Origin of the sequence: Thalassovita aquimarina (assembly GCF_018219815.1) — a bacterium.
Classification (GTDB): Bacteria; Pseudomonadota; Alphaproteobacteria; order Rhodobacterales; family Rhodobacteraceae; genus Thalassobius; species Thalassobius aquimarinus.
In genome coordinates, this window is the sequence record NZ_JADMKU010000002.1 from 77,050 (window position 1) to 103,179 (window position 26,130).

At 61.7% G+C, this 26,130-nt stretch carries 26 protein-coding genes and 1 pseudogene; 20 read left to right on the forward strand and 7 right to left on the reverse strand.

Annotation, left to right across the window (positions count from 1 at the left end; translation table 11 throughout):
- Positions 1 to 60 precede the first annotated feature (60 nt).
- The 13 genes and pseudogenes from IT775_RS02905 (at position 61) to IT775_RS02965 (ending at position 12,559) form a co-directional block, all read left to right on the forward strand.
- Complete coding sequence (locus IT775_RS02905; RefSeq protein ID WP_212699581.1) at positions 61 to 1,755, forward strand: WcbI family polysaccharide biosynthesis putative acetyltransferase; 1,695 nt, start codon at positions 61 to 63, stop codon at positions 1,753 to 1,755.
- 38 nt (positions 1,756 to 1,793) lie between these two features.
- Positions 1,794 to 2,537 carry a sulfotransferase family protein gene (locus tag IT775_RS02910; RefSeq protein ID WP_212699582.1) on the forward strand — a complete coding sequence of 248 codons (744 nt, stop codon included), beginning with the start codon at positions 1,794 to 1,796 and terminating at the stop codon, positions 2,535 to 2,537.
- The gene (locus IT775_RS02915; protein WP_212699583.1) at positions 2,534 to 3,229 is read left to right on the forward strand and encodes an acyltransferase; all 696 of its coding nucleotides are present in this window, start codon (positions 2,534 to 2,536) and stop codon (positions 3,227 to 3,229) included. Before IT775_RS02910 ends, IT775_RS02915 begins: the two co-directional genes overlap by 4 nt.
- 57 nt (positions 3,230 to 3,286) lie before the next feature.
- Positions 3,287 to 4,402 (forward strand): GDP-mannose 4,6-dehydratase, encoded by a 1,116-nt coding sequence (gene gmd / locus IT775_RS02920; protein WP_212699584.1) that lies wholly within the window; start codon positions 3,287 to 3,289, stop codon positions 4,400 to 4,402.
- Positions 4,399 to 4,713, forward strand: coding sequence for a hypothetical protein (locus tag IT775_RS02925; RefSeq protein WP_212699585.1), 315 nt, complete (start codon positions 4,399 to 4,401; stop codon positions 4,711 to 4,713). The genes gmd and IT775_RS02925 overlap by 4 nt, the downstream gene beginning before the upstream one ends.
- Positions 4,714 to 4,726: 13 nt before the next feature.
- On the forward strand, positions 4,727 to 5,281 hold the full coding sequence (locus IT775_RS02930) for a hypothetical protein (RefSeq protein ID WP_212699586.1): 555 nt from the start codon (positions 4,727 to 4,729) through the stop codon (positions 5,279 to 5,281).
- A gap of 42 nt (positions 5,282 to 5,323) precedes the next feature.
- Positions 5,324 to 6,334 (forward strand): annotated as a pseudogene (fcl, locus tag IT775_RS02935) (GDP-L-fucose synthase); the annotation flags it as partial.
- Positions 6,335 to 6,453: 119 nt separating this feature from the next.
- Positions 6,454 to 7,152 carry a sulfotransferase family 2 domain-containing protein gene (locus tag IT775_RS02940; RefSeq protein WP_212699587.1) on the forward strand — a complete coding sequence of 233 codons (699 nt, stop codon included), beginning with the start codon at positions 6,454 to 6,456 and terminating at the stop codon, positions 7,150 to 7,152.
- 47 nt (positions 7,153 to 7,199) lie between these two features.
- Positions 7,200 to 8,633, forward strand: a complete 1,434-nt coding sequence (locus tag IT775_RS02945) for a mannose-1-phosphate guanylyltransferase/mannose-6-phosphate isomerase (RefSeq protein ID WP_212699588.1) — start codon at positions 7,200 to 7,202, stop codon at positions 8,631 to 8,633.
- Between the two features lie 371 nt (positions 8,634 to 9,004).
- Positions 9,005 to 9,538 (forward strand): hypothetical protein, encoded by a 534-nt coding sequence (locus IT775_RS02950; RefSeq protein WP_212699589.1) that lies wholly within the window; start codon positions 9,005 to 9,007, stop codon positions 9,536 to 9,538.
- Complete coding sequence (locus IT775_RS02955) at positions 9,535 to 10,503, forward strand: glycosyltransferase family 2 protein (RefSeq protein WP_212699590.1); 969 nt, start codon at positions 9,535 to 9,537, stop codon at positions 10,501 to 10,503. Before IT775_RS02950 ends, IT775_RS02955 begins: the two co-directional genes overlap by 4 nt.
- Positions 10,500 to 11,531, forward strand: a complete 1,032-nt coding sequence (locus tag IT775_RS02960) for a hypothetical protein (protein WP_212699591.1) — start codon at positions 10,500 to 10,502, stop codon at positions 11,529 to 11,531. Before IT775_RS02955 ends, IT775_RS02960 begins: the two co-directional genes overlap by 4 nt.
- The gene (locus IT775_RS02965; RefSeq protein ID WP_212699592.1) at positions 11,528 to 12,559 is read left to right on the forward strand and encodes a glycosyltransferase family 10 domain-containing protein; all 1,032 of its coding nucleotides are present in this window, start codon (positions 11,528 to 11,530) and stop codon (positions 12,557 to 12,559) included. The genes IT775_RS02960 and IT775_RS02965 overlap by 4 nt, the downstream gene beginning before the upstream one ends.
- Before the next feature lie 84 nt (positions 12,560 to 12,643).
- Here IT775_RS02965 and IT775_RS02970 read toward each other — a convergent pair whose 3' ends face one another.
- Together IT775_RS02970 and IT775_RS02975 are read right to left on the reverse strand one after the other, a co-directional pair.
- Entirely contained in the window at positions 12,644 to 13,300 is a 657-nt protein-coding gene (locus tag IT775_RS02970) for an ABC transporter ATP-binding protein (protein ID WP_212699593.1), read from the reverse strand.
- Positions 13,301 to 13,315: 15 nt separating this feature from the next.
- Entirely contained in the window at positions 13,316 to 14,464 is a 1,149-nt protein-coding gene (locus tag IT775_RS02975; protein ID WP_212699594.1) for a KpsE/RkpR family capsule polysaccharide export protein, read from the reverse strand.
- Positions 14,465 to 14,745: 281 nt separating this feature from the next.
- On the opposite strand from IT775_RS02975, the gene IT775_RS02980 reads away from it, so the two are divergent.
- From IT775_RS02980 to rfbA, 5 genes are all read left to right on the forward strand, one after another.
- Positions 14,746 to 15,498 (forward strand): ABC transporter permease, encoded by a 753-nt coding sequence (locus IT775_RS02980; RefSeq protein ID WP_212699595.1) that lies wholly within the window; start codon positions 14,746 to 14,748, stop codon positions 15,496 to 15,498.
- A gap of 86 nt (positions 15,499 to 15,584) precedes the next feature.
- A complete protein-coding gene (rfbC, locus tag IT775_RS02985) occupies positions 15,585 to 16,151 on the forward strand; it encodes a dTDP-4-dehydrorhamnose 3,5-epimerase (protein WP_212699596.1) in 567 nt (188 codons plus the stop codon).
- On the forward strand, positions 16,148 to 17,209 hold the full coding sequence (rfbB, locus tag IT775_RS02990; RefSeq protein ID WP_212699597.1) for a dTDP-glucose 4,6-dehydratase: 1,062 nt from the start codon (positions 16,148 to 16,150) through the stop codon (positions 17,207 to 17,209). Before rfbC ends, rfbB begins: the two co-directional genes overlap by 4 nt.
- The gene (gene rfbD / locus IT775_RS02995) at positions 17,206 to 18,048 is read left to right on the forward strand and encodes a dTDP-4-dehydrorhamnose reductase (protein ID WP_212699598.1); all 843 of its coding nucleotides are present in this window, start codon (positions 17,206 to 17,208) and stop codon (positions 18,046 to 18,048) included. Before rfbB ends, rfbD begins: the two co-directional genes overlap by 4 nt.
- A complete protein-coding gene (rfbA, locus tag IT775_RS03000; RefSeq protein ID WP_212699599.1) occupies positions 18,045 to 18,917 on the forward strand; it encodes a glucose-1-phosphate thymidylyltransferase RfbA in 873 nt (290 codons plus the stop codon). The genes rfbD and rfbA overlap by 4 nt, the downstream gene beginning before the upstream one ends.
- A gap of 132 nt (positions 18,918 to 19,049) precedes the next feature.
- Here the strand turns inward: rfbA and IT775_RS03005 are convergent, their stop codons facing one another.
- The gene (locus tag IT775_RS03005; protein ID WP_246525275.1) at positions 19,050 to 20,165 is read right to left on the reverse strand and encodes a polysaccharide biosynthesis/export family protein; all 1,116 of its coding nucleotides are present in this window, start codon (positions 20,163 to 20,165) and stop codon (positions 19,050 to 19,052) included.
- Entirely contained in the window at positions 20,147 to 20,341 is a 195-nt protein-coding gene (locus tag IT775_RS03010; RefSeq protein ID WP_212699600.1) for a hypothetical protein, read from the reverse strand. The genes IT775_RS03005 and IT775_RS03010 overlap by 19 nt, the downstream gene beginning before the upstream one ends.
- Before the next feature lie 42 nt (positions 20,342 to 20,383).
- Here IT775_RS03010 and IT775_RS03015 point away from each other — a divergent pair, with 42 nt between their 5' ends.
- Together IT775_RS03015 and ilvD are read left to right on the forward strand one after the other, a co-directional pair.
- On the forward strand, positions 20,384 to 21,559 hold the full coding sequence (locus tag IT775_RS03015) for a nucleotide sugar dehydrogenase (protein WP_212699601.1): 1,176 nt from the start codon (positions 20,384 to 20,386) through the stop codon (positions 21,557 to 21,559).
- Between the two features lie 91 nt (positions 21,560 to 21,650).
- Complete coding sequence (gene ilvD / locus IT775_RS03020; protein ID WP_212699602.1) at positions 21,651 to 23,492, forward strand: dihydroxy-acid dehydratase; 1,842 nt, start codon at positions 21,651 to 21,653, stop codon at positions 23,490 to 23,492.
- Between the two features lie 40 nt (positions 23,493 to 23,532).
- Here the strand turns inward: ilvD and kdsA are convergent, their stop codons facing one another.
- Genes kdsA through IT775_RS03035 form a run of 3 tightly spaced genes read right to left on the reverse strand, consistent with a single transcriptional unit; the run spans position 23,533 to position 26,120 of the window.
- On the reverse strand, positions 23,533 to 24,369 hold the full coding sequence (gene kdsA, locus IT775_RS03025; RefSeq protein WP_212699603.1) for a 3-deoxy-8-phosphooctulonate synthase: 837 nt from the start codon (positions 24,367 to 24,369) through the stop codon (positions 23,533 to 23,535).
- A gap of 3 nt (positions 24,370 to 24,372) precedes the next feature.
- A complete protein-coding gene (locus tag IT775_RS03030; RefSeq protein WP_212699604.1) occupies positions 24,373 to 25,164 on the reverse strand; it encodes a 3-deoxy-manno-octulosonate cytidylyltransferase in 792 nt (263 codons plus the stop codon).
- Complete coding sequence (locus IT775_RS03035) at positions 25,161 to 26,120, reverse strand: KpsF/GutQ family sugar-phosphate isomerase (RefSeq protein WP_212699605.1); 960 nt, start codon at positions 26,118 to 26,120, stop codon at positions 25,161 to 25,163. Before IT775_RS03035 ends, IT775_RS03030 begins: the two co-directional genes overlap by 4 nt.
- Positions 26,121 to 26,130 lie beyond the last annotated feature (10 nt).

A 26,130-nucleotide genomic window follows, 5' to 3' on the forward strand; every position in this document is an offset into this window, starting at 1 on the left:
TATTCGGGAGGCAAGGTCATGGACAGGATCCGCAGTTCGTCTGAAGCACATGTATTGGTGATGGCGAATTGTACTCATGTCAGCTTGGCACTGGCCCTGCGGGAGTCGGGCCTGTTCGCGAGCGTCGATTCCGCCGAGCTCTACAGCATGAGCGAGGAGGAACGCGAAAAGCTGGCCGGGGACGTCGAACGCTACGACTATGTCATAACGCTGGAACATGGCGACTATTTCGGCGCGCTGTCCACAGATAAGCTGCGCAGCCGTCTGGGCGAACGGCTGTTCAGCCTGCCGACCCCGTTCTTTTCCGGGCTGATGCCCGACATGGCCTATCTGCGCTACGACAACGAAATCGCGCGCACCGCAGCGGTGCTGGGCGATTATCACAGCGCGCTGATACTCGAAGAAGTCCGCTCGGGCTTCACCCGCCCCGAGATCGTGCGGCGCTATGTTTCCGGTGTGGCTTTCGACCGGCTCGATGTCGAAGGCGTGTGGAACGACAACCTGACGGAGCTGAAGGCGCGCGAGGAAAACACCGATATCGCCATCAGCTCCTACATCGAACAGGCCGCGGCGATGGGAACCATCGCGGGGCAGTTTCTGTCCTTCAACCACCCCACTGAGGGGCTGATCAACTACATTGCACAGGATTTCATCCGGCGTACCACAGGGCAGGATTGCGACCGGGCGCTGGTGACGCGGGCGACGCACAACCTTTATTCCGACGCGTATTGGCCGCTGCATCCCGTTGTAGCCGAGAGACTGGGCCTGCCGAGGCCGGAAAAAACCGTGTTCAAGCAGCCCGCGCGCCTGGGTGGAGCACATATGGAAATGGACGAATTCGTCGGACGCAGCGTCGATTTCTTCACCGCCGAGCACGACCCACAAAAATTCGATATCGCCACTCCCCACTACCTGTCCGGGCGCATCGCGCCGGTGGACCCGGGAGAGATCAGGCAAGCAGAAGAGGCAAGACCGAAGCCCATGAAAACAGACTCGCCGAAGAAGATCGTTATGACCCATTTCGGGCGCAGTGGCTCTACCGTTCTGACGGGAGCGCTGAAGCAGCACAGCAAGATCGCCTGGCTGGAGGAATATTTTTCGCTGAAGTGGATCAATTCGCGCGAGACCTATGATTTCACGCTGGACCAGATGATCGGGATGATCGACGCCGAGGTTGCCAAGGTACATGCGCAGAATCCCGATCTTCTGGTCGGACATGAGATCAAGCTGATGAATTTCCTGCAAAATCCCAGCTGCAACATGATCGACTATGCCCGCGCAACGACCGATCCGAACGAATATATCCATATCGTTCTGCGCCGGAAAAACGTGCTGAAACGGATCTGTAGCGTCTACAAAGCGGCACAGACCAAGGTCTATCACGTCGGAGGCGAAGACCAGGCATACCGGGACAAAACCTTCAGCATCGATTTCAGCAATCTGGTGGATTACGACACCGGCCAGAAGGCGGACACCTTCCCCGAGCTGATCGCAAAGTCGCTGGCGCGGGAAAACGAGGTTCTGACGAATTTCCGCAATGCCGGCATCAAGTACCTCGAGCTGACTTACGAGGACGACATCGAATCCGATCCTCTGGACGCCTACCACAAGATCGTGGATTACCTCGGGCTGGAGTACGAACCTGCGCGGGTGTCGCTCAAGAAAACGAGCGGGTCGTTGAAAAAGGACCTGACGAACTTTGACGAACTCGAGGCCGCGATGCAGGGATCAGAATATGCCTGGATGCTTGACTAACGCCACCCTGACCAAACCATTTTCCAAAAAGGCCTGACATGAACACCATTCCCAACGCCATCGTCATCGGGGCAGGTAAAGCCGGGTCCACATCGCTCTACAATTACCTAGATGCTCATCCCGCGATTTTCGGATCGCGAGTGAAGGAGCTTATGTATTTCTCGACGAAATTCGATCAGGGCGCCGAATGGTACTTGTCGAATTTCCCCCAGCAAGAGGGCGTTGAGGTCTATTTCGAGGCAACGCCGCAATACTCCTTCCGCGACGAGTTTCCGCAGGTTGCCCCCCGCATCCGCGATTACAATCCGGATATGTCTATTCTTTATATCGTACGCGAACCGCTGTCGCGGATCGTGTCGCACTTCAATCACTGGGCGCGCGCCTTCCCTGACAGGTTCACCGATATCGAAGAATCGCTCCGGAACCCGGGCCACCGGAAATTCTTCGTCGACCGTACACGCTATCATTACCAGATCCAGGCGTATCTTGATCTGTTCCCGGCCGAGAAAGTTAAGGTGGTGTTCCTCGAGGACCTGAAGTCCGACTTCGTGCCAACCCTTAACGACGTTTACCGCTTCCTCGGCGTCGAGGAATGTGCGGAAACCATTGAGAACCGGATCTTCAACCAGCGTAAGAAAGCAAGCGATACCCGCGTTTGGCGGCTGGATGACATTTCCCCAGAGCGCCGCCAGGAGATCGTCGAAACCCTGTCGGAAGACGTTCAACAGCTGTTTTCGCTGTGCGGCAAGGCCTCCGATTTCTGGGGCGAGGCCTACCGATGAGCAGCGAACTGGTCGAACGGGACATTGCCGGGCTTGTTCCGCCGGAACAGCGTGACCTATTCGAGGACTGCACTCTGCAGGCGCCGGAACGGGCTCTGGACAAGATTTCGGTTCTGTCGCCGCCGGTACCGGGACTGCGCCGCGGTTACCGGATCGTCGTAACAGAACCCAATTTCGCCGGTCGGCTTCGCGTCACGCTGGGGCCCGGCACGGGCAGCGTGCGGCTCGACACACGCGGCCCGGTGAACCTCGACCTCCGGATGTGGCGCGAGGGCACGGTTCAGATCGGCGCCGGCACGACGATCAACCAGGCGCGGATCGTCTGCGACGAGGCCGACATTGTCGTGGGAAAGGACGGGCTGTGGTCAGATGAAATCCTTGTGCAGTCGAATGACCAGCATGGCATCATCGATCTGGAGACGATGCAGATTTGCAATGGCGGTCGCCGCAAGATCACCATCGGCGATCATGTCTGGATCGGCCGCCGCACGATGATCATGCCCGACGTATCGATCGGCAAAGGGGCAATCCTGGCGGCTGGCGCGGTACTGACATCGGACATGCCCGACAACACGATATTCGCCGGCGTTCCGGCGCGTCCTATCCGGGAAAAAGTTTCTTGGTCACGCTCGCCCCGAGGGTTCTCTACGGCGGAAAGAAAGCTTATGGATATTCCGCAGGACGGGGAGTAGCCGACCCGATGACGACCAGAACTGCTGATCTTTGAATAGTCGATGATGGAAAAACACATGAAAAAAGCCCTTATCACCGGTGTCACTGGCCAGGACGGGTCCTATTTGGCGGAATTCCTTCTGGACAAGGGCTATGAGGTGCATGGCATCAAGCGCCGCGCCTCGCTGTTCAACACACAGCGGATTGATCACATCTATGAGGACCCGCATGTCGATCATGCCCGGTTCAAGCTTCATTACGGCGACCTCAGCGACACTTCCAACCTGACCCGCATCTTGCAGGAAGTGCAGCCCGACGAGGTCTATAACCTCGGCGCACAAAGCCATGTCGCGGTCAGCTTCGAGGCCCCCGAATATACCGCCGATGTCGACGCCATCGGCACGCTTCGTCTGCTGGAAGCGATCCGCTTCCTCGGACTGGAAAAGAAGACGCGTTTCTACCAGGCCTCGACCTCGGAACTGTACGGGCTGGTGCAGGAAATCCCGCAGACCGAAACCACGCCGTTCCACCCGCGCAGCCCTTACGCGGTGGCCAAGATGTATGCCTACTGGATCACGGTGAACTACCGCGAAGCCTATGGCATGTACGCCTGCAACGGCATCCTGTTCAATCACGAAAGCCCGCGTCGCGGCGAAACCTTCGTGACCCGCAAGATCACCCGCGGCATGGCCAATATCGCCCAGGGGCTGGAACCCTGCCTCTACATGGGCAATATCGACGCGCTGCGCGACTGGGGCCACGCCAAGGATTACGTCCGGATGCAGTGGATGATGCTGCAACAGGACGTGGCCGACGATTTCGTCATCGCCACCGGCAAGCAGTATTCGGTGCGCGAGTTCATCACCTGGTCAGCTGCGGAACTGGGCATCACCCTGCGCTTCGAAGGCGAGGGCGTGGATGAGACCGGCATCGTCGAGGCGGTCGAAGGCAACGACGCGCCGGCGGTGAAGCCGGGCGACGTGATCGTACGGATCGACCCGCGCTATTTCCGTCCCGCCGAAGTGGAAACCCTTCTGGGCAACCCCGCCAAGGCCAAGGAAAAACTGGGCTGGGTGCCCGAAATCACCACCCAGGAAATGTGCGCCGAAATGGTGGCCGAGGATCTGAAGGCCGCGCGGCGCCATGCCCTGCTCAAAAGCCACGGAATGGAGGTCCCCGTTTCGCTGGAGTGAGCGGTTGGGGGCTGTCGCGGGCTGGCAGCGGTTCGGACAATGACTGCCGAACGGGAGTGCATGCCGAATGCGACCGGCGCGACGGATTGCCAATTCGCAAGATGACGCTGCGCGAAAGCCCCCGCCATATCGGGCATGCCACACCCGAGGGGCATCAGCATTGCGCCAGATTCCTGCTGGATTTCGCGAACGCGATCATGATGTCGGAACCGGGGGCGCTGACCGACATGGCGTTGCGCGGGGGACTGGGCTCGGTTATCTCTTGGCGCAATCCCGCAGCCGGCCGGGCACCGCGGCAGAACGTGACTTGAAAGAGGGCAGACCATGACCGAAACCGAACAGGCCACGCCGGGCCAGGCACCCGAGCGCCCGCTCGCCGCCGAGGTTGCGCGCTTCACCACCATGCTTGCAGAAACGCCGGAACTGAGCGGCTTGGTCGGGCATCGCGACTTGGCCGACGGACTGTGGCTGTCAACCGATCCGAACAGTTCCGCAGCGCTGTCCTGCACGCCGACGGAGGCAGGATTCCGCCTGTCACTGGAAGGCGGCGACAGCGCGCGTTGGGTCACCCTCGGGTGCCGTCTGCGCCCCGAGGCCCTGCGCGGGGGGCGCTACTTGGGGCTGCTCGTCCGGGGCGCATCCGACGGTTTCCTGTCCTGCCGCCCCTGCCTGCGCTGGTTCTGGCCGGAAGGCGGTTTTCAGGACGTGTTCAGCAGCGAATACGTGATATCGCCCGGCGGCGGGTTCGAGCGGCTCGCCTACATGCCGATCGACCCTGCTTCGGCCGAACGCAACAAAGGGGCGGAGCTGAACCTGTTTTTCCAGGGCGACCGGTTCTCGGTCGAATTCCGCGACATCGAGCCGCTATTGATGACATGACCATGGCGGTTTTTCTGCCGGCATACCGCCACCGGACCGGGTGGCGGCAACGGTGGCACTTGCAGACTAAAGATATCTGAAAGGCATGACATGCGCATCTACGTAGCGGGACACAGGGGCATGGTGGGCGGCGCGATCCTGCGCCAGCTTGAAGCCCGCGGAACCAACGAGTTGATCAACCGAACCTCGGCCGAGCTGGACCTGACGGATCAGGACGCGGTGCGCGATTTCATGCAAACCGAAAAGCCCGATGCGGTGATCCTCGCCGCGGCCAAGGTCGGCGGAATCGTCGCCAACAACAGCTATCCGGCGCAGTTCATCTATGAAAACCTGATGATCGAATGCAACGTGATCCATCAGGCCCATGCCGCCGGTGTGCAGAAGCTGCTGCAACTGGGATCGAGCTGCATCTACCCCAAGCACGCGCCGCAGCCGATGGCCGAGGACGCGCTGCTGACCGGCACGCTGGAACCCACCAACGAACCCTACGCCATCGCCAAGATCGCCGGCATCAAGCTGTGCGAAAGCTACAACCGGCAATACGGGCGCGACTACCGTTCGGTGATGCCGACCAATCTTTACGGACCAGGCGACAATTTCCACCCCGAGAACAGCCACGTCCTGCCCGCGCTGATCCGGCGCTTCCACGAGGCGGCGCAGCAGGGGCTGGACGAGGTAGCGATCTGGGGCACCGGCACGCCGATGCGCGAATTCCTTTATGTCGACGACATGGCCGAAGCGTCGCTTTTCGTGATGGATCTCGACGACGAGACCTATCAGCGCGAAACCCAGCCGATGCTGAGCCATATCAACGTCGGATCAGGTTCGGATGTCACCATCCGCGAACTGGCCGAAACGGTGGCGCGCACGACCGGCTTCAACGGCAAGCTGAGCTTCGACACCTCGAAACCCGACGGCACCCCGCGTAAGCTGATGGATGTCAGCCGCCTGTCGCGCTTGGGTTGGGAGGCGAAAACCGGGCTGGAAGAGGGTATACGTCGCACCTATGAGTGGTTCCTGACGCAGGATGCCGCTGAACTGCGCGAACGTTGAAGACGGGCGCCACGATGGCGTGTTGCCAACAAGGACCAAGACGTTAAAAACGTCGAATATCACTACATGGGCCTCGGCGGGCTCTCCAATCTTGCCGGGGCTCTTGAAAGGTTGACTGGATGCGCTTGATTTTCTGCCATATCCCAAAGACGGCCGGCACTTCGGTGAGGGAAAACCTCGCGGCAGAGCTGGAGCGGGATGGCATAAAGTGCGTCAACGCTTACAGGGCTGCAGGCGTCCCGCCGGATGCGTTCCCGGATTATCAACTGCCCGGAGACTGGAAGTATCTGTCGGGGCATGTCCCGATGAGATACCTGACCGAGAATCCGCAGATTGATGTCGAAGCGAGGGATCTGCTTTTCCTGACCGTTATCCGGGATCCGATCGACCGTCTCATTTCGTGGTACAACTACGTCGCCCTCAATCCCGCGCATCAGCTGCACGAACAGGTGCGGGCGTCGGACGGCATCGAATATGTACGATCCATGGAGGCCAATGCCCAGACCGGCTTCCTCAAACCACATGACGGCACGGTGCCGAAATGGCGATACATCATCGCCTCGATCGACAACATTGAACCGACCAGTGCCGAGATAGTGAAGATCATGGTGCAGCGTGATGTCCCAAAGCAGGTTTTCGAGCGTAAGCGGAACATGACAAAGGATCGCCATGCCGATTTCCCCGATTTCACCCCCCTCAGCAAAGATGATTTCCCCGATCAACTGCTGAAGGAACTGCACCGCAAGCATGCCGAAGACATGGCACTTTACGAAACCGTAAGAAAAGCAGGGCATTTGGACTATCTGCCGGTGAGCTGACTTCGGCACACGGCCATGCTGCGCGAACGACCTGAGGAACCCAGACCATGACCATTTCAAAAATCCATCCTGTTCTTCTCTGTGGCGGGTCCGGTACGCGGCTTTGGCCGCTTTCACGCAAAAGCTACCCAAAGCAGTTCGTACCTCTGATCGACGACAAGACACTGTTCCAAGCCTCGGCCGAACGCCTGTCGGGAGAAGGTTTCGCGGGCCCGCTGATTCTGACGAATTCGCAGTTCCGTTTCATTGTTACCGAACAACTGGCCGAGATAGGGATCGATCCCGGCGCCATCCTGATCGAACCCGAAGGTCGCAACACCGCCCCCGCGATCCTGGCCGCCGCGCTGTGGCTGGAAAAGACCGACCCCGAGGGACTGATGCTGGTGGCCCCGTCCGATCACGTCGTCCCCGACAGCACCGCCTTCCGCGCCGCGGTGGACGCCGGTGTGCCAGCCGCGCGCGAGGGCCGTCTGGTGACGTTCGGCATCAAGCCCGGCCATGCCGAAACCGGTTATGGCTATCTGGAACTCGATGGCGATCCGGGCGACTTCAGCCCGCGGGCAATCGGCCTCAAGCGCTTTGTCGAAAAACCCGACGCCACGCGGGCAGAGGAAATGGTTCAGGCGGGCACCTATCTGTGGAATGCCGGCATCTTCCTGTTCTCGGTCAAGGCGATCCTCGAGGCGTTCCGCTCCCACGCTCCGGGTTTGATCGCCCCGGTCACCGAGGCGGTGGAACAGGGCAAGCCCGATCTGGGCTTTCTGCGGTTGGCGCCCGAACCCTGGGCCGAAGCCGAAGATATCTCGATCGACTACGCGGTGATGGAACGGGCCGACAACCTGTCAGTGGTGCCCTTCGCAAGTGACTGGTCCGACCTGGGCGGCTGGGATGCGGTCTGGCGCGCTAGTTTGCGGGACGAAAGCGGCGTCGCCGTTTCCGGCCCGGCCACGGCGATCGAATGCGAAAACACCCTTTTGCGTTCGGAAGATCACGAACTCGAAGTTGTGGGCATCGGGCTGAAGAACATCATCGCCGTGGCCATGCCTGACGCGGTGCTGGTCGCCGATGCTTCGCGCGCGCAGGAGGTCAAGAAAGCCGTCGCCGCACTGAAACAAAAGCAGGCCCGCCAGGCCGAGGCCTTCCCAAAGGATCACCGTCCATGGGGCTGGTTCGAAAGCCTGGTGATCGGCAACCGCTTCCAGGTCAAGCGCATCGTGGTGCATCCCGGCGCGGCGCTGAGCCTGCAATCGCATCACCACCGCTCAGAGCACTGGATCGTGGTCGAGGGCACGGCCCAGGTGACCGTGGGCGAGGACGTGAAGCTGGTGAGCGAGAACCAGTCGGTCTACGTGCCGCTCGGAGAGGTGCACCGGATGGAAAATCCCGGCAAGATGCCGATGGTGCTGATCGAGGTGCAGACCGGATCCTATCTCGGCGAAGATGACATCATCCGGTACGAGGATGTCTATGCCCGGGACTGACGCCCCGGGCGTACCCGATGCGGCGTCTCTTTCCCTTCCTCGCGGACACGTGACGCGATGGCGCCGGCAATGCGCGGGTAAAAGCTTCGGACAGGGGCAGAGGACGATGAAGTTCTGAGCTTTTCATGAATGCCCGGAAATTCCTTGCGACCGGCCAAAGGCGCACGCGAGTTGCCTTCCGTGGGCGCCGTAGCTAAGAATTTTCCCGGGCGCTTCTGCTTTTAAGAGAATAAAAGAAATAACAGGGGCATTCGCGTGAATGCTTGGTTGCCATATCGGAACGTTCAAGACGGTTTCGGCCGGACTTCGAAACATCGCCGTTCTGTCCGGGTTGCCGTGCGACGGAATGCATTTACGGAAATGGAGCTGTGATGACCGGGAATATCGCAATCGGCCCTGACGCCCAGATCAACCATGCCCTGTCCGTGCTGCGGAATGGCACGGCCGAGGGCGGAATCGGCAACGAAACCCGGCTGCTGCCCGGCGTGGTGCTGCGCGCGGATCCCGAGCTGAAGGCAGGTGGGCGTTACACGTCGCCCGAGGGGCGACTGCTGGATCTGGATGTCACCACCGCGGGCGCGGGCAGTTGGCTTGCGCTGCACCTGTCACTGGGCGGTGGCGAATACGCACCTGGCAGCTTTGTCGGCTTTGCCTGCCGTGTCGCCGCGCCTGAACCGATCACCGTACAGCCCTGCCTGCGCTCGGGCACCGAAGACGGCTTCGTCGATCGTTTTTATAACAAGCACATCCTGGCCATGCCCGAGGAGGCAAGCCACCTTGACGCGCTGCCGCTGCAGAACCAACCCGACCTGCCGCTTCATGCCCCTTGGCGCGAACTCATCCTGTTCCTGCCCACGCACAGTTTCCGCTGGTCGCTTCACGACCTGCGCGTCTTCGTGATATGACGCTGACACTTGCCATCCCCACCCACAACGACACCGAATGCTTGCGCCGTCTTCTGGCACAAGCCCGGGATCTGAGCATTTTCGATCGGGTGGTGGTGGTGGATGACGCCTCGGACACGCCCGTCACCCGCGAAGAGGTCTGCCCGGACGGCGCCTGGCCGGGCGACAGCCTGACGATCCTGCGGCATGAAGCCTGCCGTGGCCCCGGCGTCGCCCGAAATCGCGCGCTCGAGCATGTCGATACCGATCACCTGCTGTTCTTCGACGCCGACGATCAGCTGACACCGGACTTGGCGGCGCTGGCGCATCGCCTTCGGGGGCGTGAATTCGACTTCTGCCTGTTCCGCCACGCCGACAGTCGCCGGAACCACTGGGGCGGACAGGGCCAGATGCCGCTGGACGAGGCGCATTGGCGCCGTGCCGGCGTGCAGGTCGGTGAACTCGGATCCGTGAGCCCCGATCAGGCGGCCGCCTTGGCCGAGACGGCGAATTACCCTTGGAACAAGATCTACCGCACCGGTTTCCTGCGGAAACATGGCATCCGTTGTTCCGAAACGCTGGTGCACGAGGATATCGAACTGCACTGGATGAGTTTCCGCCATGGCCGTGACGTGCTGGTCTCCGACCGGGTAGGAGCGTTTCATTTCGTCGCTGCTGGCGGGCAGCGGCTGACCAACCGCCGCGGCGAGGAACGGCTTGCGGTTTTCGGGCCGCTTGACCGGCTTTTCAACACGCTGGCAGCAGACGCCCCGGGGAAACTCGCAGACGCCTTCCTGCGCTTTGTCAGCGGCTTGTTCGACTGGATCCGCGGCAATATCGACCCCGGCCTGCTGGCCCGGTTCGACGGCGCCGCGCGCGATTTCCTGCTGACCCATGTGGACGAACCGCGTTTTGCCCGGATCACCCGGACCGATCCGGTGCTGGCGCGCCGTATCGTGTTTCAGATGGAAAGGGGCCGGACATGAACCTTTCTTTCCTCATGATCGCCGAAAGCGGTGGTGATGATCTGTGGGCGCGCTGTGGGGCGCTGGCCGCGGTGACCGAGCCGGGCGACGAAGTTCTGCTTTGCGACTCCGGTGCCTCGGTGGATGGCGCACAGCTTCTGCGCCGCTTCGGCGAAGAGGTCGGCTGGGGCGAAAAGGTGACCGTCCGTCTGGTCGCGCTGTCCGATACCCGCCGCCCCCCCGAAGCCGGTTGGTCTGCTCTGCGCGGCTTGTCGGATCGCGCAGTGGTTCTGGTGCTGCCGGATAGGGCACGGCCGGTGGCAAAAGGGATCAAGGCCCTGCGCGCGATGCTCGAACAAGGCGCGCCCGACCTGGTTCTGGTCAATAGCGCCTGGATGCTGGCCGGGCCGCACAGCGTCCTCTCCTGCCCCGATGTCGGCCGCTGGCCCATGTTCGGCGCGCAGCAAGGCGACGCGGCACGCGCGGCCGCATTGCAGCTGATGCCCGATCCGGCGCGGTTGCTGCCAGCGGATGGCCAGCCCGGCGACGACTACGAAGCGGCGATTGAACAGGCCGCCAGCATCGGTTTCGTCCCTGATCCGGTCCTGTTGTCGCCGCTGCCCGCCCCTCGCGACCCGGCCCCGCAAGTCGCCGCCCTTTCCGTGCACCTCTCTGCTGCGCCGCGCGACACCGCGCCCGACAGGCTGGCGCGCGCGCTGCTGCGGCTTGACGACATACTGGCGCAGCTCGATCCCGGTCATGCCGAGAGTTTCCTGCATGCGGCACGCGACTTCACTGCCGCCTTGCCCCGCCGTCTGCGGCGGCAGGCCGTGGCACATGAGGGTCAGACAGGGGCGATCCTGTCCGATCTGAAGCGCGGCGACACCGCATCTGCGCGGTCGCACCTCGCGGTGGTCTTTGCCGCGCAGGACCGGGCGCGCGTCGCGGCGCTGACCGGCGAAATCGGACAGCTGCGCTCCGATCTCGATCTCGCGCTGCCGGGGCCGGATTACCTGATGGACCTGTTCCACAGGACGCGCCGGGCATGATCCGGATCTTTAAAACCGGGCACCACGCCAATCGCACACCGCTCAGCTATGCAGCGCTGGCGCCGCTCTTCGCAGACCACATCCAGCTGGTGGACAGCCCGGCCAAGGCCGATCTCTATCTCTTTTCCCACAGCATGGATGTCGAAACCGCGCCGCGCCTTCTGATTGATGACTGGCGGCGGCGTCGCCGCCCGGTGGTGATCCTGTCCGAAGAACCGTTCTGGGATACGATCTGGGGCGGCCGCCCCCTTGATCCGCTGATCCGAATTGAAACGCCACAGGGCGCGCTGCCGGTGCATCAGCTCAATCATTGCACCACCGATATCTACCATTTCGCCCGCATCCCCTATTACCTGCTGACCGCGCCGCGCTTTGTCGAATCCTATGCCGGGCATTTCCGGCGCAACGCGGCGCTGGGGGCGTCGGACTGGCGCGCTGCGTTTGCCGACTATGCGCGCAATCTTACCTTCATGTTCGAACGCCGGCCCGAGCGTTACCACAGCGTCGAATGGTCCGAAGCCGACTTGAGCGGGCTTTGTGCCTGGCGCACCGACCTGGCCGAGGCCTGTGACTGGGAAAGCGTCAACCGGCTGGGGCAGAGCTGGCAGGGCGGACAGACCCGTTTCGACCTCAAAGACTGGCACGGCGACAAGCTACGGCAACTCGACCGGAGCACGCAACTGATGGGCGCGCTGGAAAACACACATCACCCCGATTACATCACCGAAAAGATTTTCGACGCCTTCGCCATCGGCGCACGACCGGTCTATTACGCCAGCCCCGGCCATCGGGTACACGAATTCGGCCTGCCGCCGGAAAGCTGGATCAACCTCCATGGGCAAAGTCCCGCAGAAGCCGCCGAAACTCTGCGCGCGGCACGTTTCGGCGATGCGTTCTTCGATGCCTTCCACGATGCGCAGGTGCGGCTGGCGGCGCTGTTCACGGACCCGGCCCTTATCGAGGCCGAGCGCACAAGACTGCGCACAGCGGTGCTGGAGGAATTGCAAAGGATCCTTGAAAGCAATTGAACAGCGGCTGGCCGATCCGGTCTGATCCCTAGGGCCCGCCCCACGTCACGCGTACAATCGTGAACGGCGGCATTGATCCACCGATCAGGCAGCCATCAGCGCCTGATGCGTCTGGATCGCCTCTTCGAGGTCGTCGAAATACTGAAGCATGCCGTTTTCCAGAACGATCCCGGCATCACAGAAATTGCGCACTTGCCCCATGTCATGACTGACAAGAATTGCGCTGGAAGTTTTCACGCGCTCGCGGAACACCGCGCGGCTCTTCCGCTTGAAGGCGGCGTCGCCCACTGCCGTCACCTCGTCCACAAGGTAGGTGTCGAAGTCGATACCCATCGACGCGCCAAAGGCAAGACGCGACTTCATGCCGGAGGAATAACTGCGTACCGGCATGTAGAAATGCTTGCCCAGTTCCGAAAAGTCCTCAACGAACGCGACAAGGCTGTCGGTATCCACCCCGTAAATCCGGGCGATGAAGCGGATGTTTTGCGCGCCGGTCAAATCGCGGTGGAACGAACCTCCGAACCCGACCGGCCAAGAAATCGTTCCATTTATGACGATGCGCCCGCTATCCGGCTGCAATGTCCCTGCGATCATCTTCAGCAGAGTGGACTTGCCCGCACCGTTGCGCCCCAGCAGAGCCAGCGATTTGCCGGTAGGGAGCGTTGCGTTGAGGTTGTTGATGACAACCTTGCGCGCGCCCTTTGCCCAATAGCTCTTGTTCACATGTTCGAAGCGGATCATTACACGGCCCCCGCCCTAGTGGCGATCTCGGATGCTGTAATAGATAAGCGCGATAATCGACCAACCCAAGACCAGGAAAAGAGCCGTCAGCCCCGCAAGCATGAAACGTCGCGGGAATTCCGAGCTTTCGGCACTGGTCGGGCGCACATAGGTCGCCAGATAGCGGCTCTGACGCGAGGCGTTTGCGCGCGCGACATCCACTGCAGCGAGCGAGGCGCGATAGGTTTCCTCGGCGAACTCACGGTCCACGGTCAGGCTTTCGTATTCGGCGATCAGGTTGGGGTAATCTTCGCCAACCTGCCCCAGTTCCCCGTGATCGGTGGCAAAATTTGCACGCTCGGCGGCAATACGTTCGCGGATCACCTGAATCCGCTTCTGTGCCTGTTCAAGCCGCGGATCCGAAGGATTAATGCCGCCCACGAGAAGGTCATACTCGATCAGCGCCTGGGCCAGTTGCTGCTGAAGGTTGTTCAATACCCCCATCCGACCCTGGAGATCGGATTCCGGATCGACGATCTGGGTTCGGGTCCGGAAGGAGGTCAGCGCCTCGCGCGCCTTTTTCAGCCGCACCACCGCATCGTCAAGGTCGGCGCGCGCATAGCGCATCGCGTCCTCGCGGGCCTGGGCGCTCAGCGCATTGATCATCTTCTGGCTTTCATCGACGATCGCCTGGGCCAGTTTCTGGGCATAATCTGGTTCGAACGCCAGCACCCTGAGTTCGATCAGCCCCGAGGACTGGTCATAAGAAATCCGCACGACGCGTTGCCAGTACCACAGCAGGTCCTCAGCATCGGCCGAGGGCCACAGCGAGAACAGCGGGTCGCGGCCCCAATAGGCGGAATAATGCCCGATCACGTCAAGGCGCGCATCAATGGTATTCACCAGTTCCTGGCTCTGGATGAATTCATAAAGAATATCGGTATCCGAACCGGTACTGCCGCCAGCGAACTGCGCCAGCCCGCCCACGATGTCACTGGCATTCGCCGCTTCTTCCTTGCGCACGGTGAAACCGGTGGTCGAGGCATATTGGTCAATACTGACCGCCCAGAGATACCAGATCGTGACCATCAGCGGGAGCAACACAGCCAGAACGAAGCTGACCAGGAGCCCCCAGTGGCGGTGCTTCATCCGGGCCTGTTCGGCCAGCGGCCGAATATTAACCACCGGCGGCCCCTTGGGACCGGGTTTCGGCGCACCCGGCTTCCGCCCACCACCACCAGCCTTGGGCCCCGGTTGGCCCTCGACCGCCTGTTTCCCTGGGTGGGCCAGGATATTTTTCTTATCCGTCAATGGCTTGGCTTTTCGCAAATCGAATTGATATCGTTGCCTACTTTCTACATAATCGGACGCGGAAACGCCAGTAGTTATGGAGCAGTCCCCTGCCCACCTCCAACCCGCAGACCATCAGCCCAGCGCTCTCTCCGGGCAAGCAGCGCAGTTTTGCAATGATCCGCTCGATCATGGCGCTGATGTTGCGCGAAATGTCCACGCGGTATGGCCGGTCACCCGGCGGCTATGTCTGGGCCATTGTGGAGCCTATCGGCGCCATACTCGTGCTTTCTTTCGGCTTTTCAATGCTGCTGCGCTCGCCCTCGCTCGGGAACAGCTTTCTTCTGTTCTACGCGACCGGTTATATGCCCTTTTCGCTTTACCAGGGCACCTCTGGCATGATCGCGCGGACGCTCAATTTTTCCAGGCCGCTACTTGCCTATCCCAGCGTCACCTGGGTGGATGCGGTGCTGGCGCGCTGGATTCTCAACACGCTGACCGGCTTCATGGTGACCTATATCCTCTTTGGGGGTGTGCTGAGCGTTATCGACGCGAATGTTTCGCTGGAAGTCCTGCCCATTCTGACGGCCCTTTCGCTGGCATCGCTGACGGGGCTGGCGGTCGGGGTGATAAACTGTGTGCTGTTCGGCCTGTTTCCGGCATGGGAACAGATTTGGTCGATCGTGACCCGGCCGCTCTTCTTGGCCTCGGGTGTGATCTTCCTGATCGAGGACCTGCCGCGGACGGTGCAGGAAATCCTGTGGTACAATCCGCTGGTTCACATCATTGCATTGCTGCGCACCGGGTTTTACCCGATGTACGCGCCCAATTACGTCTCAATCCTCTATGTGCTTTCCTGCTCGATGGTTCTGCTTCCGCTCGGTCTGATCCTGTTACGCAGATATCACCGCGACATAATCAACAACTGATGCCCGGCGCCGCCGCCACACTGCCCAAGTGACAAGCGTCAGGGGGGTTGATACTCTGAAAACGACGGCAGAGCAGGAGCAGGCGCATGAAGATTACGGACACAGCGATACCGGCTGTGAAGCTTATCACGCCCCCGCGAATTGCGGATGATCGGGGGTTCTTCTGTGAAAGCTGGAACCGTGCGCGACTGGCAGAAGCGGGGATCGCGGTGGATTTTGTGCAGGACAATCATTCGCTCTCTCACCGCACGGGGACGGTGCGTGGACTGCATTACCAGGCGCCGCCCCATGCGCAGGGAAAACTGGTGCGCTGCGGCCACGGCCGGTTGTTCGACGTGGCGGTGGATATCCGCAAGGGCAGCCCCACTTACGGCCAGTGGGCAGGCGCCGAGCTGAGCTTTGAAAACGGCCGCCAGATGTGGATCCCGGCGGGTTTCCTGCATGGGTTCATGACACTCGAACCGGATACCGAGATCATCTACAAATGCACCGACTACTATGCGCCCGACTGTGACGGCGCGGTCCGCTGGGACAGCTGCGGCATCGATTGGCCGCTCGAGGGTATCGCCCCGGTCCTGTCGGAAAAGGATGAAAGAGCCCCGCGCCTGGATGACTTCGACAGCCCGTTTTCCTATGCCGGAGCGGCAGCATGAAAATTCTGGTGACCGGTGGCGCCGGTTTCATCGGGTCCGCAGTGGTGCGCCTTGCCGTTCGGCGGGGACATGAGGTAATCAATCTCGATGCGCTGACCTATGCGGCTTGTCTGGACAACGTGGCGCCGGTGGCCGACAGCCCGTCATACAGCTTTGAACAGGTCGATATCCGGGACGCGGCCGCGGTTGAAAACTGCATCGCCCGGCATGCCCCCGACGCGGTGCTGCATCTGGCTGCGGAATCCCATGTCGACCGATCGATCGACGCGCCGGGAGTGTTCATCGAAACCAATGTGAAGGGCACCTACAACCTGCTGCAGTCGGCCCGCGCGCTATGGGAACGCAGGGGCAGGCCTGAAACGTTCCGTTTCCTTCACGTTTCCACCGACGAGGTGTTCGGAAGCCTGCCCGCCGATCCAAGCGTCAAGTTCACCGAAACCACGCCCTACAATCCGCGCAGCCCCTATTCCGCGTCAAAGGCCTCTTCTGACCATCTGGTGCGGGCCTGGCATGAAACCTACGGGCTGCCCGTCCTGTTGACCAATTGCTCCAACAATTATGGCCCCTATCATTTCCCTGAAAAGCTCATTCCGGTGATCATTCTGGGTGCTTTGGCGGGTAAACCGCTGCCTATCTACGGCGACGGGTCGAATGTGCGCGACTGGCTTTATGTCGAAGACCACGCCGACGCGCTGCTGACCGTGTTGCAGAACGGACAGCCGGGCCGGTCCTACAATATCGGCGGCGAAAACGAGCGCACCAACCTGGAACTGGTCAGGACACTGTGCGGAATCCTCGACCGCCTGCGTCCTCGCGCGGACGGCAGACCCTATGCCGGGCAGATCACCTTCGTTTCGGACCGGCCGGGTCATGACGCGCGCTATGCGATCGATCCCTCGCGCATCCGCGAGGAACTGGGCTGGCGCCCGTCTGTCACCGTTGAGGAGGGTCTGGAACGGACCGTTCAATGGTATCTGAGCAACGAAGACTGGTGGCGTGCGCTGCAGGATCGTGACGGTGTCGGCAGGCGGCTTGGAACCGGGGAGGCCGGTGCGTGATCCTTGTCTTCGGCAAAACCGGACAGGTGGCCACGGAATTGCAGCGCCTTGCCCCCGGCGCGCGATTTCTCGACCGGGCAGAAGCGGATCTTTCCGATCCCGACACCTGCGCCAAGCGGATTGCCGAAATCGCGCCAAGTGCAGTGATCAACGCCGCCGCCTACACCGCGGTCGACAAGGCCGAGGAAGAAGAGGCGCTGGCGACGGTGATCAACGGCGATGCCCCCGGAGCAATGGCGCGGGCCTGTGCCGGGCTTGGCGTTCCCATGCTGCATATCTCAACCGATTACGTCTTCGATGGCAGCGGCTGGACGCCTTGGCGCCCCACCGACCCGGTCGCGCCGCTCAATGCCTACGGCCGGTCCAAGGCGGCGGGCGAAACGGCAATCCGAGACAGCGGTGCGCGCCATGTGATCCTGCGCTGTTCCTGGGTCTTTTCCGCTCATGGGGGCAATTTCGTCAAAACCATGCTGCGGCTGTCCGAAACCCGCGATGCGCTCAAAGTGGTCGACGATCAGGTCGGCGGGCCAACCCCGGCGCGCGCGATCGCGGCGGCGCTTTTGCAGATCGCGCGACAATTGCAGGAAGGACGCGAAGGCGGCACCTATCATTTCGCGGGTCGGCCCATGGTCAGCTGGGCCGGTTTCGCGCGCGAAGTGTTTGCACTGTCCGGCCGTGCGGTTACGGTGAACGAGATCGATACGCGCGACTATCCCACGCCGGCAAGGCGACCGCTGAATTCGCGGCTCGATTGCGCAACGTTAGAGACTGATTTCGGCATCGCCCCGCCCGATTGGCGCGCCGGTTTGGCAGAAGTTTTGCAGGAGCTGCAGACATGACCCAACGCAAAGGCATCATTCTGGCTGGCGGGTCCGGCACGCGGCTGTATCCGATCACGATCGGAATCTCGAAGCAGCTTTTACCGGTCTATGACAAGCCGATGATCTACTATCCGCTGTCCGTCCTGATGCTGGCCGATATCCGCGAAATCGCCCTGATCACCACGCCGCAAGACCGGGCACAGTTTCAACGCGCCCTGGGGGACGGCAGCCAATGGGGCATTTCGCTCAGCTATATCGAACAGCCCAGTCCCGACGGGCTGGCCCAGGCATATATCCTGGCCGAAGAGTTTCTCGCCGGCGCGCCATCGGCGATGGTGCTGGGTGACAATATCTTCTTCGGGCACGGTTTGCTGGACCATTTGGCCGAGGCTGATGCACAGGCACAGGGCGGCACCGTCTTTGGCTATCACGTGGCCGACCCGCAACGCTATGGCGTGGTCGGTTTCGATGCGGACGGCCAGGCAACCGAGATCATTGAAAAACCCGCCGAACCGCCATCGCCCTATGCGGTGACGGGTCTTTATTTCCTGGACGGCAGCGCGCCAGAACGGGCCAAGGCAGTGACACCTTCGGCGCGCGGAGAGCTGGAAATCACCAGCCTTCTGGAAATGTACCTGCATGAGGGGCTGCTGAATGTGCAGCTACTGGGCCGTGGCTTTGCCTGGCTCGATACCGGCACGCATGCCAGCCTGCTGGATGCCGGGAATTTCGTGCGCACCTTGTCGGAACGGCAGGGGATGCAGGTCGGCAGCCCAGAAGAGATTGCCTTTGCCAAGAAATGGGTCAGCGCGGAGGACTTGGCCGAACGCGCCCGGCTCTTCGCCAAAAACAGCTATGGCGCCTATCTCGAAGGGCTGCTGGACTGACAGACGGTTTCGCGCGCGCGACACAGGTCTCTGCAGCCCCCGCTCCACCGACAGGGACCTGTCACCAATTTCCGACACGGCAACGTGAGAACGCGCCTGCGCCCGACGCGAAAGAGACGCGTTCCCGTTGGCTCAGTTCGCGACGTTATCGGCTGCGTTGGCAATGCCCAGCACAGAACCGATCAGGCCGAAGACGGTCTGCACCGACGTGATCGGCGATTCCGTCGCCAGAAGCGTATCGCCCGGATATATCTGGAAATTCCGCGCCGCGAACAGGCCCCCGGCGCTGGTCAGGTCGAGAACAAAAATCGTCTGCTGCCGGGACGGTCCCGACTGGTCCTCACGCAGATCCTGTTCGCGATATTCCCGCAGCACCAGAACGCCCTTGAGATTGGCGCGCCGGTCATTGACCCCGCCGGTCATCGACAGCGCTTCCAGCGCGGTGATTTCTTCTTGCTTGAACGCGATTTGCTGTTCGCGTCCGGTGGCCCCGAGCGCGATGAAATAGCGGTCGTCCTCGACCACGATCACCTTGTCGCGGCCGCGCAGGGTGACGTTTTTGCTGGCATCGGCAAACAGCTGTTCGGCCGGGATGCGATAGGTCTGGCCGTCACGGATCAGCTGCACAATCGGGTGGTGCAGCGTCGGTATGATGCCGCCCCCTTGGGCGATCAGGCTGAGCAAGGTCTGGTTCTGGTCGGGCAGCGGATAGCTGCCGGGCTTTTGCACGCCGCTGACCAGGTCCACCCGGTTGCCGCTGCCTGCGCTCATCTGCAGCTGCAGCTGGGACGACGGGGCGATGGTGTCGAGCCTGACCTGAAGAAGTTCCCGCGCCTCTTGGGGGGTCATGCCGCTGATTTTCACGTCCCCGACATAGGGCACGAAAACCGTACCGGCCGGGGCGACCTGCAATTTGCTGATATTGGCCCATTTCTGGCCACTATCCGTAACCAGCGAATTGGTCTGATTGTCCCAGATCGTCAGGGTGAGCTCGTCTCCCGCCCGGATCCTGCTCGACAGCGGCCCGCGCCGGGCCGCAAACCAGCGATAACCCTGATGGTTACCCGTGCGCGGCCAGTTTTGCAGATGGGCGATATTATCCCGGCTCACCTGCTCCACGGTAAATCCGGTCTCGCTGGCGTCGGCCTTGGCGATCTCGGCCTCGATTGCGGCTCCCCTTGGCAGAGAGCAGGCCGACAGAAACAGGATCATACCCAAGGTGGCGAGGCTCAGAAATTTTCCCGGCATTTTCTTCCCAACTGAAATGGCAGCGCTTCGATCCTGTTGTAGAGCCAAAGCGACGACAAGAACAGATGTTTAAAGTAACCTGTTGTCATGCGGCGACTGTTGCCCGCAAAGCAGCCCCTTGCCCGGGTCGCGCCCGGGATTTCAGCTTCCCACACGGCTTTGTCACCGGTATTCAAGTTAGAATACTTGCAAAATATTTAGATCAAGGATCCAGGGTCATGTCACAGAGAATCATAGCGGTGGCTGGGATCGGCTATGTTGGTCTGTCCAATGCAATCCTGCTGTCGCAGAACAATTCCGTTCGGGCGCTGGACGTGAAACCGGAACGGGTGCGGATGCTCAATGCCCGGCAAAGCCCGATCATCGATCGCGAGGTGGAGGATTTTCTGGCTCACAAGGATCTGGACCTGGTGGCCACGACCGATGTCGAAGAAGCCTTTGCCGGCTCCGATTTCATCATCATCGCCACACCCACCGATTACGATCCCGACGCGCACCATTTCGACACCACCACGGTGGAGGCGGTGGCTGCGCAGGCCGTGGCGATCAATCCCGCGGCCACGATCATCATCAAATCCACCGTTCCGGTGGGTTTCACCGAGAAGCTGGCGGCGGATCTGGGCAGCGATCGCATCATATTCAGCCCGGAATTCCTGCGCGAAGGGCATGCACTGCAGGACAACCTTTATCCCTCGCGCATCATCGTCGGGGCCAAGACGGAAGCGGCCCGTGAATTTGCCGACCTTCTGACCGAAGGCGCCGCGGCAAAGGATGTGGACGTACTGCTGACCGGGTCGTCCGAGGCCGAGGCGGTAAAGCTCTTCGCCAATACCTATCTGGCAATGCGGGTGGCTTTCTTCAACGAATTGGACAGTTACGCGATGTCCAGCGGGCTGGAAACCCGCGACATCATCGCCGGCGTCTGCCTCGATCCCCGGATCGGCAACCACTACAACAATCCCTCCTTCGGCTATGGCGGCTATTGCCTGCCGAAGGACACCAAGCAGCTTCTGGCGAACTATTCCAACGTGCCGCAGAACCTGATCGCGGCCGTCGTCGAAGCCAATCACACCCGCAAGGATTTCATCGCCGATCAGATCATCGCCCGCGCGCCGAAGACGGTGGGGATCTACCGGTTGGTGATGAAGGCCGGATCGGACAACTTCCGCCAAAGCTCGATTCAGGGCATCATGAAGCGGATCAAGGCCAAGGGGATCACGGTGATCGTCTACGAACCGACGCTGGACGCGCCGGATTTCTTCGCCTCCGAAGTGCTGCACGATCTGGACGAATTCAAGGCGCGCGCCGACCTGATCCTGGCCAACCGGCTGACCCCGGAGATCGGGGATGTGGGGGACAGGGTCTTCACCCGTGATCTGTTCGGACAGGATTGAACGCAATCCGCCATTGTTCTTCAAAAGCAATCTGCTGTATCTCTAGCCCCTGACCGGTCCGCAGACCACGCTATAGCAAGGGAAGATGAAGATGCCGCATTACCGATCCAGACGCTCCACCCATGGCCGCAACATGGCCGGTGCCCGCGGGCTTTGGCGCGCAACAGGCATGACCGACGACGATTTCGGCAAACCAATCATCGCGGTGGTCAACTCCTTCACCCAGTTCGTGCCCGGTCACGTGCACCTCAAGGACCTGGGCCAGATGGTCGCGCGCGAGATCGAAGCGGCCGGCGGCGTCGCCAAGGAATTCAACACCATCGCGGTCGATGACGGCATCGCCATGGGCCATGACGGGATGCTGTATTCGCTGCCGTCACGCGAAATCATCGCGGATTCGGTGGAATACATGGTCAACGCCCATTGCGCCGACGCGATGGTCTGCATTTCCAACTGCGACAAGATCACCCCCGGCATGCTGATGGCCGCGATGCGGCTGAACATCCCGGTGATCTTCGTGTCCGGCGGCCCGATGGAAGCCGGTAAGGTCACCATCAACGACCTGGAACAGGCGGTCGATCTGGTCGACGCGATGGTGGTCGCGGCGGACGATCATTACACCGACGAACAGGTGGCCGAGTTCGAAGCGAACGCCTGCCCCACCTGCGGGTCCTGTTCGGGCATGTTCACCGCCAATTCGATGAACTGCCTGGCCGAGGCCCTGGGCCTGGCGCTGCCCGGCAACGGATCGATGCTGGCCACTCATGCCGACCGCAAGGAACTGTTCCTGGAAGCGGGCCGCAAGATCGTGGACATCACCAAGCGCCATTACGAGGGCGAGGAAAAAGGCCTGCTGCCGCGCGAGATCGCGACCTTCGAGGCGTTCGAGAACGCCATGTCTCTCGACATCGCGATGGGCGGGTCGACCAACACCGTGCTGCACCTCTTGGCCATCGCACATGAGGGCAAGGTGCCCTTCACTATGGCCGACATGGACCGGCTGTCGCGCAAGGTGCCCTGCCTGTCCAAGGTCGCGCCCGCCAAGCAGGACGTGCACATGGAAGACGTTCACCGCGCCGGCGGTATCATGGCGATCCTTGGCGAACTGAACCGCGGCGGGCTGCTGCATGGCGACACCCGCACGGTGCATTCCGACACCATGGCCGAAGCGATCGCCAAGTGGGACATCATGACCGCCAACGATCCGGCGATTGATGAGTTCTACCGCGCCGCCCCCGGCGGCGTTCGCACCACCCAGGCGTTCAGCACCCAGAACCGGTACAAGGAACTGGACCGCGACCGCGAAAACGGTGTGATCCGCGATGTCGAAAACGCCTTTTCCAAGGATGGCGGGCTGGCGGTGCTTTCCGGCAATATCGCGCTGGACGGCTGCATCGTGAAAACCGCCGGTGTGGATGAATCGATCCTCAAGTTCTCCGGCCCCGCGAAAGTGTTCGAATCCCAGGATGACGCGGTGAACGGCATCCTGACCGGCAAGGTCGACGCCGGCGAAGTGGTGGTGATCCGCTACGAAGGCCCGCGCGGCGGGCCGGGGATGCAGGAAATGCTGTATCCGACCAGCTACCTGAAATCCAAAGGTCTGGGCAAGAAATGCGCGCTGTTGACCGACGGCCGCTTCTCGGGCGGCACCTCGGGCCTGTCGATCGGCCATGTCAGCCCAGAAGCGGAAGAAGGCGGGCTGATCGGGCTGGTGGAAACCGGCGACATGATCGAAATCGACATCCCGAACCGGACCATCAACCTTGCCGTGGCGGACGATGTGCTGGAGGCGCGCCGCGCCGCGAAAGGGCCGCTGCCCTGGAAACCGGCCGAAGACCGCCCGCGTGCGGTGTCGACCGCGCTCAAGGCCTACGCGATGCTGGCGTCTTCCGCCGCCAAGGGCGGCGTGCGGATCATTCCCGGCGACGAATAAGACGAAAAAGAAAGCGCCCCGTTTTCGGGGCGCTTTTGCTTTACAGCCCTTTGGCCAGCGCGTCGAAGCCGCGCAGATTGGCGATCAAGGCGCCCATCTGATCGACCGGGATCATGTTGGGCCCGTCGCTGGGCGCGTTGTCCGGGTCTTGGTGAGTTTCGATGAACAGCGCTGACACTCCCACCGCGCAGGCGGCGCGTGCCAGAACCGGGGCGAATTCGCGCTGCCCGCCCGAGGTGGTGCCCTGCCCGCCCGGCTGCTGCACCGAATGGGTGGCATCGAACACCGTCGGGTATCCGGTCGCGGCCATGATCGGCAGCCCGCGGAAATCGCTGACCAGCGTGTTGTAGCCAAAGGACGTGCCGCGGTCGCACAGCATGATCCGGTCGTTGCCCGTGCTGGCGATCTTTTCGGCCACGTTGCCCATGTCCCACGGCGCCAGGAACTGCCCCTTCTTCACGTTGATCGCCGCCCCGGTCTTGCCGGCGGCCAGCAGAAGGTCGGTTTGCCGGCACAGGAAAGCGGGGATCTGCAGCACGTCGCAGACCTCGGCCGCCGGGGCGCATTGGCCCGCGTCGTGCACGTCGGTGAGAACCGGCACGCCGAATTCATCCTTGATCTGGCCGAGGATTTTCAGCCCCTCTTCCATGCCCAGCCCGCGTTGGGTGGAAATCGAGGACCGGTTGGCCTTGTCATAGCTGGCCTTGAAGATGAACTTCGTTCCCGTCGGCGCGCAGGCCTCGGCGATCTTTTCCGCCATCATGCGGGCATGATCGAGGCTTTCCAGCTGGCACGGTCCGGTGATCAGGGCAAAGGGATTCTTGCCGCCAATGGCGATGTCGCCGACGGTGACGGTCTTGGTTTGGCTCACATCCATCGCTCAGAGTTCCTTCAGCACGGAATTGATACGGTCGACATCTTCGGGATTGTTGAGTTCCCAGAACACCCGGCCGCGGCCTTCTACGACGACACAGCGCACGGTGGTGTCGTTGACCAGGAACCGCAGCTGTTCCAGCCCTTCCAGAACCTCCAGCTGGCTGATCGGCCAGGAGGTATAGGCGCGCAAAGCCGCGGGGCGATAGGCGTAGACGCCGACATGGTGATAGACCGGGATATCGTGTTCCGGCACCTTGCCCGGATCGATATAGGGCAGCACTTCCTTTGAAAAATAGAGCGCGCGACCCTTGGCGTCGAACACCGCCGTTGTGCCGCCGACGCGGCCTTCCTTGCGGTCCTCGGTGAAATGGCCATAGGTCAGGGCATCGCATTGCAGCACCGGCGTGGCGACCTGTGCTTCGGGGTCCTGTTTCATCGCCGCGATCAGGTCCTCGACGAACCATTCCGGCGTCAGCGGCGCATCGCCCTGCAGGTTGACAACCAGGTCGGCCTCCACATGGCCCTTGTCCAGCGCCTCGGCGCAGCGGGCGGTGCCGTTTTCGGCCTCGGGGCTGGTCATGATGACGCTCGCACCAAAGCCTTCCGCATGGTCGCGGATGCGGTCGTCATCGGTGACGACATGGATTTCGTCAACGCCCTTGACCCGGTTCGCCGCTTCCCAGCTCAGCCGGATCAGCGATTTCTTTTCGCCCGAAGGCAGGGTCAGTTCGGCCAGCGGCTTGCCCGGGTAACGGGTCGAGGCATAGCGAGCCGGGATCAGGATCACGGTTTTCATGCGACACCCGCCCGCAGAAGATCATGGAGGTGGAGAATGCCCAGCGGACGGCCGTCTTCGACCACGAACAGCGTGGTGATCTTGCGTTCGTTCATCACCGCCAAGGCCTGCGCGGCCAGCATGTCGGGCGGCACGGTCACCGGGTTCATGGTGGCGACATCGCCGGCGCTGCTTTGCATCAGCCGGGCCATGTTGCGGCGCAAATCACCATCCGACACGATGCCCACCAGTGCCCCGTCCCGCAGAACCCCGGCTGTGCCGAAGCCCTTCGAGGTCATCTCGATCAGCACGTCCTCCATCGCGGTCGCGGTGTCGACCAGCGGCAGCGCATCAGCCCCATGCATCAGCTGGGAGACAGTGGAAAGCTGCGCGCCGAGCTTGCCGCCGGGGTGGAAGGTGCGGAAATGCTCGGCCTTGAAGTCGCGCGCTTCCATCAGCGCCACGGCCAGCGCGTCGCCAAGCGCCAGCGTCAGCGTGGTCGACGTCGTCGGCGCCAGCCCCATCGGGCAGGCCTCGGGGGCCGGCGGGAGCAGGAGCTTGCAATCGGCGGCCTTCATCAGGGTGCTGCCCGCGCGCGAAGAAATCGCGATCAGCGGGATCGAAAACCGCTTGGAATGGGCCAGAACGTCGCCCAGTTCCTGGGTTTCTCCGGAATTGGAAATCAGCAAGACGATATCAGCCTCGGTGATCATGCCGAGATCGCCGTGGCTGGCCTCTGAGGCGTGCACGAAGAAGCTCGGCGTACCGGTGGAGGCGAGCGTCGCGGCGATCTTGTTGCCGATATGCCCGGATTTGCCGATGCCCGACACGATGACCCGGCCCTTCGTGGCAAGGATAAGTTGCACCGCCGGTTCGAAATCGGCGGGCAGGTGGTCGGAAAGAAGCCGCAGCGCGTCGGCCTCGGTTTCCAGAACCTTGCGGGCCGTCATGGCTGGAGAGGAGCGTTGAGTATCCATGTGGGTTCCA

What these genes read in the sequence shown, in the direction of transcription:
- IT775_RS02905 (WP_212699581.1), top strand. Translation starts at nt 61, where the DNA reads ATGGCGAATTGTACTCATGTCAGCTTGGCACTGGCCCTGCGGGAGTCG.
- IT775_RS02910 (WP_212699582.1), top strand. Translation starts at nt 1,794, where the DNA reads ATGAACACCATTCCCAACGCCATCGTCATCGGGGCAGGTAAAGCCGGG.
- IT775_RS02915 (WP_212699583.1), top strand. Translation starts at nt 2,534, where the DNA reads ATGAGCAGCGAACTGGTCGAACGGGACATTGCCGGGCTTGTTCCGCCG.
- gmd (WP_212699584.1), top strand. Translation starts at nt 3,287, where the DNA reads ATGAAAAAAGCCCTTATCACCGGTGTCACTGGCCAGGACGGGTCCTAT.
- IT775_RS02930 (WP_212699586.1), top strand. Translation starts at nt 4,727, where the DNA reads ATGACCGAAACCGAACAGGCCACGCCGGGCCAGGCACCCGAGCGCCCG.
- IT775_RS02940 (WP_212699587.1), top strand. Translation starts at nt 6,454, where the DNA reads ATGCGCTTGATTTTCTGCCATATCCCAAAGACGGCCGGCACTTCGGTG.
- IT775_RS02945 (WP_212699588.1), top strand. Translation starts at nt 7,200, where the DNA reads ATGACCATTTCAAAAATCCATCCTGTTCTTCTCTGTGGCGGGTCCGGT.
- IT775_RS02950 (WP_212699589.1), top strand. Translation starts at nt 9,005, where the DNA reads ATGACCGGGAATATCGCAATCGGCCCTGACGCCCAGATCAACCATGCC.
- IT775_RS02955 (WP_212699590.1), top strand. Translation starts at nt 9,535, where the DNA reads ATGACGCTGACACTTGCCATCCCCACCCACAACGACACCGAATGCTTG.
- IT775_RS02960 (WP_212699591.1), top strand. Translation starts at nt 10,500, where the DNA reads ATGAACCTTTCTTTCCTCATGATCGCCGAAAGCGGTGGTGATGATCTG.
- IT775_RS02965 (WP_212699592.1), top strand. Translation starts at nt 11,528, where the DNA reads ATGATCCGGATCTTTAAAACCGGGCACCACGCCAATCGCACACCGCTC.
- IT775_RS02970 (WP_212699593.1), bottom strand. Translation starts at nt 13,300, where the DNA reads ATGATCCGCTTCGAACATGTGAACAAGAGCTATTGGGCAAAGGGCGCG.
- IT775_RS02980 (WP_212699595.1), top strand. Translation starts at nt 14,746, where the DNA reads ATGATCCGCTCGATCATGGCGCTGATGTTGCGCGAAATGTCCACGCGG.
- rfbC (WP_212699596.1), top strand. Translation starts at nt 15,585, where the DNA reads ATGAAGATTACGGACACAGCGATACCGGCTGTGAAGCTTATCACGCCC.
- rfbB (WP_212699597.1), top strand. Translation starts at nt 16,148, where the DNA reads ATGAAAATTCTGGTGACCGGTGGCGCCGGTTTCATCGGGTCCGCAGTG.
- rfbA (WP_212699599.1), top strand. Translation starts at nt 18,045, where the DNA reads ATGACCCAACGCAAAGGCATCATTCTGGCTGGCGGGTCCGGCACGCGG.
- IT775_RS03005 (WP_246525275.1), bottom strand. Translation starts at nt 20,165, where the DNA reads ATGCCGGGAAAATTTCTGAGCCTCGCCACCTTGGGTATGATCCTGTTT.
- IT775_RS03015 (WP_212699601.1), top strand. Translation starts at nt 20,384, where the DNA reads ATGTCACAGAGAATCATAGCGGTGGCTGGGATCGGCTATGTTGGTCTG.
- ilvD (WP_212699602.1), top strand. Translation starts at nt 21,651, where the DNA reads ATGCCGCATTACCGATCCAGACGCTCCACCCATGGCCGCAACATGGCC.
- kdsA (WP_212699603.1), bottom strand. Translation starts at nt 24,369, where the DNA reads ATGGATGTGAGCCAAACCAAGACCGTCACCGTCGGCGACATCGCCATT.
- IT775_RS03030 (WP_212699604.1), bottom strand. Translation starts at nt 25,164, where the DNA reads ATGAAAACCGTGATCCTGATCCCGGCTCGCTATGCCTCGACCCGTTAC.
- IT775_RS03035 (WP_212699605.1), bottom strand. Translation starts at nt 26,120, where the DNA reads ATGGATACTCAACGCTCCTCTCCAGCCATGACGGCCCGCAAGGTTCTG.